We start from the raw sequence: 13002 nt of genomic DNA, 5'->3' as shown, positions 1-13002 counted from the left end.
GCTATGGCAAATCATCCTTCAGAGCGGACTGGCACCATCACGCCTCGTGCCCTGGGACGACGTTTGTTGGGCTGGATCATAGCCCTGCTGTTGGTAGTGGGGGTGGCCGTTACCCCAGCCCAGGCGATCGCAGTTTACCAGCTACCCACCGTATCCGCTGGTGAAACCACTTGGATCGTAGACGATGCCAATATCATTAGCCGAATCAACGAGGGCAAAATTTCTAGCCGCCTGGGCGAGTTAGCCGCCTCGACCGGTAACGAAGTGCGCTTGGTCACCATTCGCCACTTCGACTACGGCGAAACTGTCCAAACCTTTACCGAAAAGCTGTTCGACCGCTGGTACCCCACCGCCGAAGACCAGGCTAATCAAACTCTGCTGGTGCTCGACGAAGTCACCAAAACCGTCGGTATTCGGGTCGGGGAGGGGGCCGCCGAGTTATTGCCGACTGATATTGCCGAGAGTGTAGCCCAGGAAACAGTCCTCTACCCGCTGCTGGAAGGGGATAAATATAATCAGGCCTTTTTGGACGCCAGCGATCGCCTTGTCGCAGTGCTCAGTGGCCAAGCAGACCCTGGCCCCCCCGCCTTTGACGACTCCTTTACCAGCGAAAGCGAGGGTACCTTTGCCACCGCCGCCGAAACCGAAGAAAACCGAGGCAACACCATCGTAATTGTCGTGGTGCTATTGGTGCTGGCGACCGTCATTCCCATGGCCACCTATTACTGGTACGCCGGGTTTGGCAATTAAGGGCTAGCTTGAATTTTCGTAGCTATTTCGTGGCAACGGCCGAGACTTGCCCTATTTTGGGTGAATCCCCAGGGGTGACGCCTTAGGCGCTAACCCCATAGCCACCCTAATAGGACATCCGACCATGAAACGACTGGTGGTGTGCTGCGACGGCACCTGGCAAGAAGCGAACCAGCCCTATCCAACCAATGTCAAAAGAATTTTCCAAGCGATTAAAACCACAGAAACGGCTCAACCACAGCATCTCTACTATCGCCAGGGGATTGGTTCAGGCGGTAATGTCTGGAATCGGTTGATGGGAGGTGCCTTTGGCTGGGGGATTGACGACAATATCCAGGAAGCTTATCAGTTTCTCTGTCATAACTATGCCCCAGGGGACGAAATTTACCTGTTTGGCTACAGCCGTGGGGCTTACACAGTCCGCAGTTTAGGAGGGTTGATGCGCATCGCTGGCGGCGTGATGGCGAAACAGGATGCCGATAAAATCCCGGCCCTATACGACATTTACCGCAGCGAAGGTGACTATAGTGATGCCAACCAAATCTCCGAAGATGACCTGAATCGTCGAGAACTGGCCCGCAAGGAGGCCGCCGTTCAGACCCTCGGGGCAACGATTCAGTCGGCCACCATTACCGTTCTCTGCTGTTGGGATACCGTAGGTTCCCTAGGTATCCCTAACACGGTGCCGTTCATTAGTCAGAAAATTAACCAAAAATACAAATTTCACGACTGCCAACTCAGCAACATCATTCAACGGGCTTTACACGCCGTTGCCATTGATGAGCCCCGCCACGCCTTTGACATTACTCCCATGGAACAGAGTCAAGCCAATATTGATGCCGGTCAGGTGCTGCATCAGGTTTGGTTCCCCGGCAACCACGGCGCTGTGGGGGGTGGTGTCCAAGCCTTACAACCCCTGTCTGATGGCGCTCTGCTGTGGGCGATCGATATGATTCGCCATACCTTCCAACTGGGACTAGAGTTTGACCCCAATCTTATAGAATTTGACCCCGACGACCCTAACCCCAGCCAGCACTTTGAGATTCGCCCTGACCCTAGGGCTAAGGTGCCGGAGCAGCCTGTACCCTGGGTGTTTCGCCTAACGGGATTAAAACCCAGAACCATTGAAGACGATGACGAGCTTCACCAAAGTGTGTTTGAACGCTGGCAAGCCCTGACCACCTATCGCCCGAAGAATATGCCCTCGGCCCTAGTGGCAAAGCTCAACTTGGCACAAACGGTGTAAGTAGAAGGCCCCTTAAGCACATGGTCTTTACTCTCGCAAAGCCACAATCCTAATGGCGTCGGGGTGGCCAGGGTTGCTCTGAATGGCTAAACTGCGCTGATTAGCATGCAGATGTCGCACGATCGCATAGACAGTCTCAATCTCTTCTGCAGCCCCAGCCCGCTGGGCCAGTTCCGCTAGGGTCAGGGGCTGGGTACTGCCATAAAGGGCTTGCACAACCGCCTGCTGCAAATCTAAGACCCCGGTAGCTGCTTTTTTTCCCGCTTCTACCCCGGGTTGGTGGTAAGCATTGATGTTTACCAACGAGGCATAGAAGCCCACCGCCCGTTCATACAGGGCGATCAGAGCGCCTACGGTGTGAGCATTGACCTCTGGCAGTGTCAGGGTTATGGATCCCCGCTGTTTTTCGTAGAGCGCCTTGCGAGTGCCCTGCAAAAACCCAAACAGATAGTCGCCACTGGTGGTTCTGGGTTCTATTTCCACCGAGTCGCCCTGTCGGTCTTTCAGGACCTCAATAAAGGTGACAAAGAAGCTGGGGATACCTTCCCTAAGCTGTTGCACATAGGCGTGTTGGTCAGTGGACCCCTTGTTACCGTATACAGCAATGCCCTGGTAGACCACGTTGCCATCCAGGTCTTTTTCTTTACCCAGCGATTCCATCACCAACTGCTGCAGATAGCGGCTAAAGAGCAGCAGGCTGTCCTTATAGGGTAAGACCACCATGTCTTTTTCCCCTTTACCATTACCCGCATAGTACCAAGCTAAGGCAATCAGGGCTGCGGGGTTGCGGCGCAGGTCAGGCACGCGAGTGGCGGCGTCCATCTCTTTAGCCCCGCCCAGAATAGAGCGAATGCTGAGGTTTTGCAGCGCGGCGGGCAGCAGCCCCACGGCCGATAATTCAGACGTGCGTCCCCCCACCCAGTCGCGCATCGGGAAAATGGCCAGCCAACCTTCACTGATGGCTTGCTTTTCCAGTTTACTGCCCCGGCCGGTTACGGCAACCGTCTGCTTGGGGAAATTCAACCCCCGTTGCTCAAAGCGGGTGCGCACTTCCACCATGCCGTTGCGGGTTTCAGCGGTCCCCCCCGACTTAGAGGTGACAATTACCAGGGTGGTGGGTAGTCGATCCTCCAGGCGGGCCAAGATGCGATCGATCCCTTCAGGGTCCGTATTGTCGATGAAGTGAATATCTAGGGGGGGGAAATCTGGCCCCAGGGCTTGGGCCACAAATTGTGGCCCAAGGGCCGACCCGCCAATGCCGATGGATAGGATGTCCGTGAAGTGCTCTTGGCCAGGGGGGTAAATACCACCCGTACGCACCTGACTGGCAAACTGCTCGATGCTGACCAGCGTATCCAGAATGTCCTGCTTCAACTCGGGGGTAGGGGCTAGGTCTGGGTCTCGCAACCAGTAATGGCCAACCATGCGGTTTTCATCAGGGTTGGCGATCGCGCCCCCTTCTAAAGCCGCCATATCCCGAAACGCCTTGTCAAACTTGGGCAACATCTGAGCCACGAAGGCATCATCAAACCCCATGCGGCTAATATCCAGATAAAAGCCCAACCCTTCGTGGTAGTAAAGCCAGTCTTTATAACGCTGCCACAGAGCCGTTGGGGTCATCCTGTCACTCCTCAGGTTTAAATAAAGTCATTATTAGTGTACTGAAGTGCTGCCGAGGATCACCCCAAAAAGCATAAGGTTGTCCCGACATGGTTTATTTTGCCCCCTTTAGTGCCCGTAGACGGGTCGATAGACTGCGAATTACTTCTAAGGCAAACAGCGGCGTTTCTTGAACCAGAAATTTAAAGTGAGTCTGGTCCACTTGGGCGAGCTTACAGTCTGTCTTAGCCACCGCCGTTGAGGCCCGCAACGGCGGAATCTGAACCAGTGCCCCTTCCCCAAACACATCTCCCGCCTCAATGGTTTCGACCACCTGGCCATCCACCACTAACTCCACGTCCCCTTCAATCACCCCGTACATCACCTCCCCCGAGGTGCCTACTTCAAAAATCACCTCTCCTGCCTTGAAGGTTTGCACATCTGGCGCCGTGGCAAACAGTTCTACTACCCGAGCCGGTTCTAGCATGATTCAAAATCCCTAATTTTTTTAAGCAGAAGTCGCAGCAATTCTATAGCGCTACCGGCTGGAGTTGGTTAACAACACTTTAAGCTCCCCCGGTAGATTCTTTTAGATAGCTGTACTACTGTATGTCAGTATTCAACCCTGTGAGGAGACATACCCATGGCTAATGGCAGTGGACGGCGGATCAGAGCCCGGACAACAAGCTTTTGGCAAGATTTCAAAGCATTTGCCTTGAAAGGCAATGTGATTGATTTAGCGATCGCGGTGATCATTGGCGGTGCCTTTGGGGCGGTGATCAGCTCTTTGGTAGAAGACATCATCATGCCAGCCATCGTTAACCCACTGCTGGCCGAAGCCGGGACTGACTGGCGGGAAGCGGTGATTGGTCCAGGCATTCGCCTTGGCAGCTTTATGGGCACTATTGTTGACTTTGTGATTATTGCCCTTGTGCTCTTTTTTGTGATTAGAACCTTTGAACGGCTAAAGCGCAAAGAAGAAGTAGCCGCAGCTGTCGCCGAACCCAGCATCGAAGAAAAACTCAACGATACCCTGACCCGCCTCACAAACTACCTCGAGAGCCGCGGACAGTAAGCCATCGTAGCGCCAGTGGTTGTGCCCCAGTGGTTGTGCCCCAGTGGTTGTGCCAGAGTATTTGTCTGTCCATCGACAGAGTTTAGGTTTGGGCCAGATCGCTATATTAAGGCCTAACCTATCGCTCCAGTACACACACAACTGACTCACCTATGGTTTCTCAACGACAACGGAAACTAATTGCCTTTTTACAGACTGAATTGGCCGTGCCGTCAGAGGCGATCGCCCTGGGACTGCGACGGGCAGAACATACCACCAACCTACTGCCCATGGTGCTTTGGCAGTACGGGCTAGTGACCACTGAGCAACTCAGCCAAATTTTTGATTGGTTAGAAGATGTCGGCCCTGTGCCCAGTTAGCGAGATATCTAAAACTCGTCGTTAGCGTAATTCATAGACGACTCATTGTCCCGTCGAGACCCCAATAGCTCTAGATTATCCACCCGGACCACTGGCTTTGAACGGGCCGCCCCAGTCGAGCGGTCTTGCCAGTGGTCCAGCTTTAGGGCACCACTCACCCCAATCAGACTACCCTTGCGCACATAGTTGGCCGCGATTTCAGCAGTCTTGCCCCACAGTTCTAAATTGAACCAATCGGGCTTATCGTCTCGACTAGACCGACGGCGCACCGCCAGCGTTAGGTTGCAAACCACGCTACCGGACTCAAAGTACTTTACGTCTGGGTCAGTGCCAGCCCGACCCACCAGCGTTACGACATTAATGGTCATTTAGAAATTTCCAACAGTATCTTGTCATCGCATTGTAGGGGAAACTGGAACCCCCCGTCAGGAACCTTGGGTCCAGTCGTCCGTCTTCTATCTGGCCTATCTCCTGCGGTCTGTTCCTTATCATTATCATTAGAGCGTGGCTGGGGTAGATTATCTGCTATGGTGGGCGGTGCCTATGCTGCCCTGTTAATGTAGATCGAATCAAAAGTAGAGCAGATTAAAGGAGCAATCCCCTGGATTGGCTGAACTGGCGGCTGAGCCTAGGCCTCAATGTCCTAAACCTCAAATTCTTTAATCGATATATATTTGCTTACTGGACGGATTGATACGAAACGTAATAGAATCCATCTCGACATCTCTGTCAGTGCACTGTTTTTACTAGTTTGGGGGCGTTTTTGCCTGTGGCTCTCTTCGACAGATTTTCCCGCGATATGGGTATTGACCTGGGCACAGCCAATACTCTGGTTTATGTTTCTGGCAAAGGGGTGGTACTACAAGAGCCCTCGGTTGTTGCTATTGACCAAACCGAAAAAAAACCCCTGGCCGTGGGTGAAGAAGCTAAGCGCATGCTGGGGCGCACCCCAGGTAATGTTATGGCTCTGCGGCCCCTGCGTGATGGGGTCATTGCCGATTTCGATACCGCTGAACTCATGCTCAAGCACTTCATTCGTCAAGTGCATGAGGGGCGCACCCTGGTGTCTCCCCGGATTGTGATTGGGATTCCCAGCGGGGTAACTGGGGTTGAGCGGCGAGCCGTGATGGATGCCGCCCAACAAGCCGGGGCCCGGACGGTATTTTTAATCGATGAACCGGTCGCCGCTGCGATCGGGGCAGGGTTGCCCGTCGCTGAACCCACCGGCAACATGATTGTGGATATTGGTGGGGGTACCACTGAAGTAGCTGTTCTGAGCTTACAGGGCACTGTACTCAGCGAGTCTGTGCGGGTTGCGGGGGACGAACTGAGTGAAGCCATCTCCAGCTACATGAAAAAGGTGCACAACCTGGTGGTGGGGGAACGCACTGCTGAGGAAATTAAAATTACCATTGGCTCTGCTTACCCTAGCCCCGACGACGGCGAAATTGCCATGGATGTGCGTGGCCTGCACCTGTTGTCAGGTCTACCCCGCACCGTGACTGTCAAGAGTGCTGAAATTCGTGAAAGCATGGCCGAGCCCCTTTCAGTCATTGTGGAAGCGGTGAAGCGAACCCTAGAGCGTACTCCCCCAGAACTGGCCGCTGACATTATTGATCGTGGCATTATGCTGGCTGGCGGCGGGGCTCTGCTTAAGGGCCTAGATACCCTAATTAGCCACGAAACTGGCATTCTGGTCCATGTGGCGGCTGACCCGCTCAGCTGTGTCGTGCTGGGGACAGGGCGAGTGCTAGAGAACTTTAGTCAAATGGGCCGAGTGTTCAGCGGTCGGTCAAGCCTATAACCTGGGCCAGCCGTAATTTAGGTATCCTTTTACTGTATGTTTGCGCTACGTCGCTGGTGGACTCGACACGCCTTAACAACCGGAATGGTCGCTTTGGCCGTTTCGTCCGCTTGGGTATTGCGGGCCAATGATGGCGCCCTGCTGTACGAAGCCTACCACTGGGTGACCCGCCCTTTACAGCCAGGGATGAGTCGAGAGCAACAGTTTGAAAACAGCTACATTTTGGAACTGCAGCAGCGGATTGTAGAGCTAGAAAACCAAAATCAGGCACTACAAGACCTATCGGCTTACGAAAATACGCTACCTGGAGACGGGGTACGAGCTGCTGTGATTGGCCGTGGGGCTGATCACTGGTGGCAGCATATTGTGCTGAATCGCGGTAGCCGCCAGGGGGTTGCCCCAGGGCATGTGGTTACCGCCCCAGGGGGGGTGGTGGGTCGAGTGGTGGCAGTTTCTGCCAACACGTCTCGGGCCTTGTTGGTGAGCGATCCCACCAGTCGGGTCGGTGCTAAGGTGAGTCGCAGTCGGGTGATGGGGGTGGTGCGGGGGCAATCCAACAACCGGGTGGTGATGGAGTTTTTTGAAAAACTACCTGATGCCAAAGCCGGAGACGTGGTGGTAACCTCTTCCTACAGTCGCTTGTATCCCCGGGATGTGCCGATTGGGCGAATTGAGTCTCTGGACTTGACCAAAAGCCCGGCCCCGGAAGCCACGATTCAGTTATCATCCCCTTTACCGATTTTGGAATGGGTGATTATTCATCCCTTTGAGCCGTTAGAGTCGGTCGATATTCCCACTTTGCCCACCTCCGAAGACCAAGTTGCCCCCAGTGAGGCTCGGCCATGACCCCGGTTGTGAGAACCACCTCTCGTCTGCCGCTGTTTAAGCGCCCCTGGGTGATTAACAGCGTGGTCACTGTAGCCTCGGTGCTCTTTTGCCTGCTGTTGTTGCCAACTCGCCTACCCGGCATGGAACTACTGGGGGTGTCGCCCCACTGGCTGTTGATCTGGGTGGTCGCTTGGAGCGTGAAGCGTAGCCAATGGCAGGCCGCGATCGCAGGCCTGGTCCTGGGGCTACTCCAAGATGCCATGACCTCCCCCCATCCCACCCATACCCTGAGCTTAATTGTGGTCGGGGTGCTCACGGCCCGTCTACAAAAACAGCGCTACCTGCAAGAAGATATCGTCTCAGTCGCTCTGATTGTCTTTGCCATGGCAGTGGTGGCCGAAACCGTGTTGGCCTTGCAAATTAGCCTTGATCAACTGTTAGCGGCTGAATCCCTGTATCCACCCCTGACTAAAATTTGGCTTTACCACCAGCAGGTTGCCCTCAGCTCTGCCATCCTCAGTAGCCTCTGGGCACCAGCTTTGTATTATCCCCTGAACCGCTGGTGGGATCGCTACTCCACAGAGGGCTAAGGAGATATCCAGGCAAGAACATCCTCGCTTTCAGCCAGCTATCATAGCTACCGCAGGCGGGCATTGCCCACCGCTAGGGAGAACGTTTTCCAGAAGCCACCTAACGCTGTCGCAATGTCACCTGTTGTTGTAACCGTTGACAAGCAGTCCACAGGTCAGGCCACAGATAGGTAGGACGAAACCCCTGCAGATAGTTGCTGCTACGAATGCCGCAAGTGACGGCCACTGTCTCTAGCCCCAGGGCTTGGCCAGCCATGATGTCGGCTTCAGTATCGCCAATCATCCAGGGATGACGCAGATCATAGCCATGGCGCTGCTGGGTGGCCACAGCCATTTGTAACCGTTCGACCTTGTGGTTCGCTTGGTTAGTGTAAGCGGCATCCGCCTGGGGCATACCATACAGGTCGCTGATCGCCCAGGCCAGATCATGCTGATCTAAAAACGCCATCACCTGGTCAGGGGGACGCAGGGTGACGAGCACCACCCGAATGCCGCATTGACGCAGGATGTCTAAGCCCTCGCGGGCTCTAGGCTGAATTCGATCGTGGTCTAGGAGGCTAGCGTGGTTGACGATGCGGCTCACCTGGGCCAAGAAGTCATCAATTTGAGGGCCGTTTAACCCTGACCAATGGGCAATTTGCCGATCGGGCACACGATTTTGCTTAAAGGTCCAAAACTGAGCCTTCGACAGATAGCGAATCGTCATGGGCTTGCCCTGGGCTTGGGCGATCGCGCCAACCTGATCGAGCCCTTGCCGATAGGTGGCATAGTACCGCTCAGAGACATCTACGATCGGACCGTCGAAATCGCAGAAAATGGTGGCTTGAGACATAAGCTAAAGACTCCCGTCCCGGGAAAGCGATAAGTCGCGGTCAACAAAAACCAGATAATGTTGTAAAGATCTCTTAACAAAACGCAAAGCTTATCCACTTTAGCAATCCCCGTTGGAAATGACCACCGCGAAAATCCCCCACCGTGAAAATCACTATGCCTTAGGGTTCACGGTTCATGGTACGCGGTTTAAGGCCAGCCGTAGACCGTGAACCGTAGACCGTGAACCCTTTTAGCCTGACACCTTTAATTTGATCCCTGTCTACAGGACGGCTTCGCGCTCTAGCCAGAGGGTGACCGGGCCATCGTTTTCAATGCTGACCTGCATCATCGCCCCAAACTGTCCGGTTTCGATCCGCAGTCCACTGGGCCTCAAAAGATCCACAAATTGGTTAAACCGTGCTTCCGCCTGGGCTGGAGCGGCGGCCCGGTCAAAGGAGGGACGGCGGCCCTTGCGGCAGTCGCCATAGAGGGTAAACTGGCTGATCACTAAAATCTCCCCCTGAATATCCCGTACAGACTGATCCCAGCGTTGACCAGCACCCTGTCCGGCAGGGCGATCGCGGCTTGACGACGGAAACAACCGCAGGTCTAAACATTTGCGAGCCATCCAGGCTAACTCAGCGGTGGTATCGGTGGGGGCAATACCCACCAACAGATTCAGGCCCCGGCCAATGGAACCAACCACCTGCCCCGCCACCACAACCCTGGAGGCCGTAACCCGCTGCACCACAACTCGCATTAGGCTTGCGCCTTGGGGGCGAACTTAGCTTGCCACACCGCCCGAATCCGGGTGGCAGCGGCGGCAATGTCGGCATCAGCCGGGGCCTTGCTCAAGGTGCGAAAGACCTGTAGCTCAAGCCCTTTCAGGCCCAGCTCCTGAGGGGTATGGTGGTCTGGGTAGCGGGGTTGAAGCACAAAGTGCACATGGTAGGGGGGTTGATCCACCCAGAGACTGGCATAGACCCGCTCGGCTCCCAGGGCTTGGGTGATGGACTCTGACATTTGTTGCATAAACGGTCCCATGGCCGCCGCTTCTGCCGAGGTCAGATCCCACAGGTTCTCGCGGTGGGCTCGGGTTTTGATCACCACCGAGCCTAAACCATAGGGCCCCAGACAATGATCAGCCACCCACCAGGGATTTTCAGCGATGATGCCGCCGGGTACCTGGGTAATGCCCGCTAAGATTTGGCAGGCCAAGCAATCGGGGTGAAAGCCTGGAATATGGCTGGGATCGGTCATAGAGAAAGGGTGGGGGAATGTCTGCCTTCTGCCTTCTGCCTTTCTGTCTTACTCCCCAAACCTTGGACCAGGGTTTTCCGAGGGTTCACAAAGGCAGGTATTGAGCTGCGATCGCAGGATGTCATGGTCCAGGTTTTGGCCAATTAGCACCATCTGGTTCTTGGGTTCCCCCTTCCACTGGTCATCGTCTAGGGAAAACCGCTTGCCGCTGAGGTGGAAGATATGACGCTTGGGGCTTTCGTCAAACCAGAGAATGCCTTTGGCCCGAAACACAGCCTCAGGCAGTTGGTTATCTAAAAAGTGCTGGAACTTGCGAATGGCAAAGGGGCGATCGCTGGCAAACGACAATGAGGTAAACCCATCAATGGCCAGATGATCGGAATGGTAGGAGCCGTGATCATGATGCCCATGGTCATGGGCGTGATCATGGTCGTGGTGATGCCCGTGGTCATGATCATGCTCACAGTGACCGTGATCATGGTCGCAATCGCTATGGTCATGGTGATCATGGCCATGGCTATCTTGATCGTGGGCGTGATCATCGCCAAAGTATTTGTCCGACTCAAACAGGCCTACGCTTAAAATCAGTGGTAAGGGTACCTGGGAGTTGGTGGTGCGCAAAATTCTGGCCCCTGCTTTGACATCGCGAATTTTGACTTCCAGCAGATCCAAGTCAGCGTCGTCCACCAGGTCAGCTTTGTTCAGCAAAATCACGTCGCCATAGGCAATCTGGTTGTAAGCCGCCTGGCTATTAAACAAATCCAGACTGTAATTTTCGGCATCAACCACCGTAACAATGGAATCAAGCCGAGTCATATCCCGCAGTTCGGTGCCCAAAAAGGTGAGGGCAATGGGCAATGGATCCGCAAGACCGGTGGTTTCCACCACTAAATAGTCGATCTTGTCCTGGCGCTCTAGCACCTTGTATACCGCCTCCATCAGGTCGTTGTTGATGGTGCAGCAAATACAGCCATTGCTGAGTTCCACCATCGTATCGTCACTGTTTTCGGCGGCAATCAGCAGATCGTTATCGATGCCAATTTCACCAAACTCATTCACCAGCACAGCGGTTTTCAGCCCCTCCTGGTTGGCGAGGATATGATTCAACAGGGTGGTCTTACCGCTACCCAAAAAGCCGGTGATGATGGTAACGGGCAGGCCGTGTTTAGTGTCATCCATAGCTGGGGATGGAATGGCAGGTGCAGCGGTAGACATAGGGTCTCAAAAAAATGCAGGACATTCTTCATACTAACGAGGATCGCCAGGAAATCACCCTTTAGATTCTGGATTGTTGTATCCCAGTATCCCCGTAAGATTGATCAAAGGGATTGATTGCCCTGGCTACAGTAGCGCCATAATTCGGGCTACCATGGCCAAACTTTCCTCATAGAGCATATCCTCGCCCCAACGCTGGAGCTGTTGGCCCAACATAAAGTCCGCCTTTTGATCCGACAGGGCCGTCACCTGTTCCACCTGGCATGACTGGGCCCCTCCCCCCGCTTCCATACGCATACAGCCGGTCGTTTCAGAGCAGAGGATGGTACAACAGTTGGCCTGTAAATTGGTGGACATCAGCCGCAGACCAGTCAAGTCACCAATCACCTCCCCAGAGTCAGCGACGGGAATACCGGCCAATTCTGCTTCAATAGGGAGCCCATTGTCCCCTTTGAAATGGACTTTTTTGATGTTGTAAATGCCCCCTTCTTCCACATAGCCGACAGGCTCCCACTGCAAGCGACTGGCGAACCAGCCCAGGTACATCAGCGCCTGGGCCGCATTCCCCTGTTCGTAGTCAATGCTAATGCGGTCCACCTCTTGCAGAGCTTCGCGTCGTTCCGGCGGATCAAAGGCGGCGGCCGTCAGTTCTTGCCAGGGGGCCAGACGGTGCCAGTTCAAATCAGCAATATAGGTACCTGACTCAATCAGCTCCTGCATTTTGTGCAGTTCTGCCTCGGCATCGCTAAAGTAGCTGGAATCGACGATGATACAATTGCTGGACTTAGCTAAGTTCTGGAAAATTAGCTGCTCGGGGCTGGGGGTGGCCTTCCACCAAACAAACTTAGGTAGCTCTGGCAAAATCAACGATGCTACCAGGTCACTGCCCCGTTCCAGGGCCGGCTTGGTGCCACGCAGGGTAATGTATTCGCAGCAAATTAAGTTACCTGAGCTTTTCTTTTGCACCGGGCAGTAAGCCGATACTTGGGCCGTCACGCCAGTGTCTTCCCCAAACGTGGGGCAGAGGCTAATCACCCGACAGGGGTTATGGGCTGAAATCGACTCACTCAGGCCAAAGCCTCGCAGGTCAGGATTTCTGAAGGCTTTTTGGGCCGCTGAGAGTTGGGCATATTCCTGGCGCACACGGGCCAGGGTCGGCGGGTCAATGCGCCCAGTCACCCTCAGACCATAGGCCACCTGGGCTTGGCGAATGCCCTCTCGGGTTAGAGGACCATGGTTGCTGTCAATGGGGCCGTCATAAAAGCCCAAGGCGGCTAAAACCTGCTGCACTTCTTCTGGTTCATAGATTACCATCGTGAAGGTGCTAGCTCGGGCGGCGACGGGGGCAGCAGCGCCAGAGTCTTGTTGTCGCCAGATATTGCGTAGTTCTGACTCGATTTCGTCCAGGGAAATGTCTTTGGGTTTTTGTAGGGCAACGGTAGGGGTGCTAGTCATAGGCCATA

At 54.5% G+C, this 13002-nt stretch carries 15 protein-coding genes; 7 read left to right on the top strand and 8 right to left on the bottom strand.

Going from position 1 to position 13002, the window contains the following annotated elements; translation table 11 throughout:
• Nucleotides 1-3 precede the first annotated feature (3 nt).
• Both E1H13_RS04385 and E1H13_RS04380 read left to right on the top strand, forming a co-directional pair.
• Nucleotides 4-750 (top strand): TPM domain-containing protein, encoded by a 747-nt coding sequence (locus E1H13_RS04385; RefSeq protein WP_169612189.1) that lies wholly within the window; start codon nucleotides 4-6, stop codon nucleotides 748-750.
• Between the two features lie 124 nt (nucleotides 751-874).
• On the top strand, nucleotides 875-1996 hold the full coding sequence (locus E1H13_RS04380) for a DUF2235 domain-containing protein (protein WP_169612188.1): 1122 nt from the start codon (nucleotides 875-877) through the stop codon (nucleotides 1994-1996).
• Nucleotides 1997-2023: 27 nt separating this feature from the next.
• On the opposite strand, the gene E1H13_RS04375 is transcribed toward E1H13_RS04380, so the two are convergent.
• On the bottom strand, nucleotides 2024-3616 hold the full coding sequence (locus E1H13_RS04375) for a glucose-6-phosphate isomerase (protein WP_169612187.1): 1593 nt from the start codon (nucleotides 3614-3616) through the stop codon (nucleotides 2024-2026).
• Nucleotides 3617-3710: 94 nt separating this feature from the next.
• A complete protein-coding gene (locus E1H13_RS04370; RefSeq protein ID WP_169612186.1) occupies nucleotides 3711-4082 on the bottom strand; it encodes a Crp/Fnr family transcriptional regulator in 372 nt (123 codons plus the stop codon).
• 156 nt (nucleotides 4083-4238) lie between these two features.
• On the opposite strand from E1H13_RS04370, the gene mscL reads away from it, so the two are divergent.
• Nucleotides 4239-4670 (top strand): large conductance mechanosensitive channel protein MscL, encoded by a 432-nt coding sequence (gene mscL, locus E1H13_RS04365; protein WP_169612185.1) that lies wholly within the window; start codon nucleotides 4239-4241, stop codon nucleotides 4668-4670.
• A gap of 152 nt (nucleotides 4671-4822) precedes the next feature.
• Nucleotides 4823-5029, top strand: coding sequence for a DUF2949 domain-containing protein (locus E1H13_RS04360; RefSeq protein ID WP_169612184.1), 207 nt, complete (start codon nucleotides 4823-4825; stop codon nucleotides 5027-5029).
• Nucleotides 5030-5037: 8 nt separating this feature from the next.
• Here the strand turns inward: E1H13_RS04360 and E1H13_RS04355 are convergent, their stop codons facing one another.
• Nucleotides 5038-5397 carry a single-stranded DNA-binding protein gene (locus E1H13_RS04355; protein WP_169612183.1) on the bottom strand — a complete coding sequence of 120 codons (360 nt, stop codon included), beginning with the start codon at nucleotides 5395-5397 and terminating at the stop codon, nucleotides 5038-5040.
• 401 nt (nucleotides 5398-5798) lie between these two features.
• Here E1H13_RS04355 and E1H13_RS04350 point away from each other — a divergent pair, with 401 nt between their 5' ends.
• The 3 genes from E1H13_RS04350 to mreD are packed head-to-tail and all read left to right on the top strand — an operon-like array spanning nucleotide 5799 to nucleotide 8251.
• Nucleotides 5799-6833, top strand: coding sequence for a rod shape-determining protein (locus E1H13_RS04350; RefSeq protein WP_169612182.1), 1035 nt, complete (start codon nucleotides 5799-5801; stop codon nucleotides 6831-6833).
• A 36-nt stretch (nucleotides 6834-6869) separates the two neighbouring features.
• The gene (mreC, locus tag E1H13_RS04345; RefSeq protein WP_169612181.1) at nucleotides 6870-7679 is read left to right on the top strand and encodes a rod shape-determining protein MreC; all 810 of its coding nucleotides are present in this window, start codon (nucleotides 6870-6872) and stop codon (nucleotides 7677-7679) included.
• Nucleotides 7676-8251, top strand: a complete 576-nt coding sequence (gene mreD / locus E1H13_RS04340) for a rod shape-determining protein MreD (protein WP_169612180.1) — start codon at nucleotides 7676-7678, stop codon at nucleotides 8249-8251. The genes mreC and mreD overlap by 4 nt, the downstream gene beginning before the upstream one ends.
• A 100-nt stretch (nucleotides 8252-8351) precedes the next feature.
• Here the strand turns inward: mreD and E1H13_RS04335 are convergent, their stop codons facing one another.
• The 5 genes from E1H13_RS04335 to opcA form a co-directional block, all read right to left on the bottom strand.
• A complete protein-coding gene (locus tag E1H13_RS04335; protein WP_169612179.1) occupies nucleotides 8352-9083 on the bottom strand; it encodes an HAD hydrolase-like protein in 732 nt (243 codons plus the stop codon).
• 261 nt (nucleotides 9084-9344) lie between these two features.
• A complete protein-coding gene (gene dtd / locus E1H13_RS04330) occupies nucleotides 9345-9824 on the bottom strand; it encodes a D-aminoacyl-tRNA deacylase (RefSeq protein ID WP_169612178.1) in 480 nt (159 codons plus the stop codon).
• Nucleotides 9824-10324, bottom strand: coding sequence for a diadenosine tetraphosphate hydrolase (locus E1H13_RS04325; protein WP_169612177.1), 501 nt, complete (start codon nucleotides 10322-10324; stop codon nucleotides 9824-9826). Before E1H13_RS04325 ends, dtd begins: the two co-directional genes overlap by 1 nt.
• Before the next feature lie 48 nt (nucleotides 10325-10372).
• Nucleotides 10373-11539, bottom strand: coding sequence for a GTP-binding protein (locus E1H13_RS04320; protein ID WP_169612176.1), 1167 nt, complete (start codon nucleotides 11537-11539; stop codon nucleotides 10373-10375).
• A gap of 126 nt (nucleotides 11540-11665) precedes the next feature.
• Entirely contained in the window at nucleotides 11666-12994 is a 1329-nt protein-coding gene (opcA, locus tag E1H13_RS04315) for a glucose-6-phosphate dehydrogenase assembly protein OpcA (RefSeq protein WP_169612175.1), read from the bottom strand.
• Between the last annotated feature and the right edge of the window lie 8 nt (nucleotides 12995-13002).

This window comes from Nodosilinea sp. P-1105 (assembly GCF_012911975.1).
Classification (GTDB): Bacteria; Cyanobacteriota; Cyanobacteriia; order Phormidesmidales; family Phormidesmidaceae; genus Nodosilinea.
This window is presented reverse-complemented; position numbering and strand designations above follow the sequence as displayed.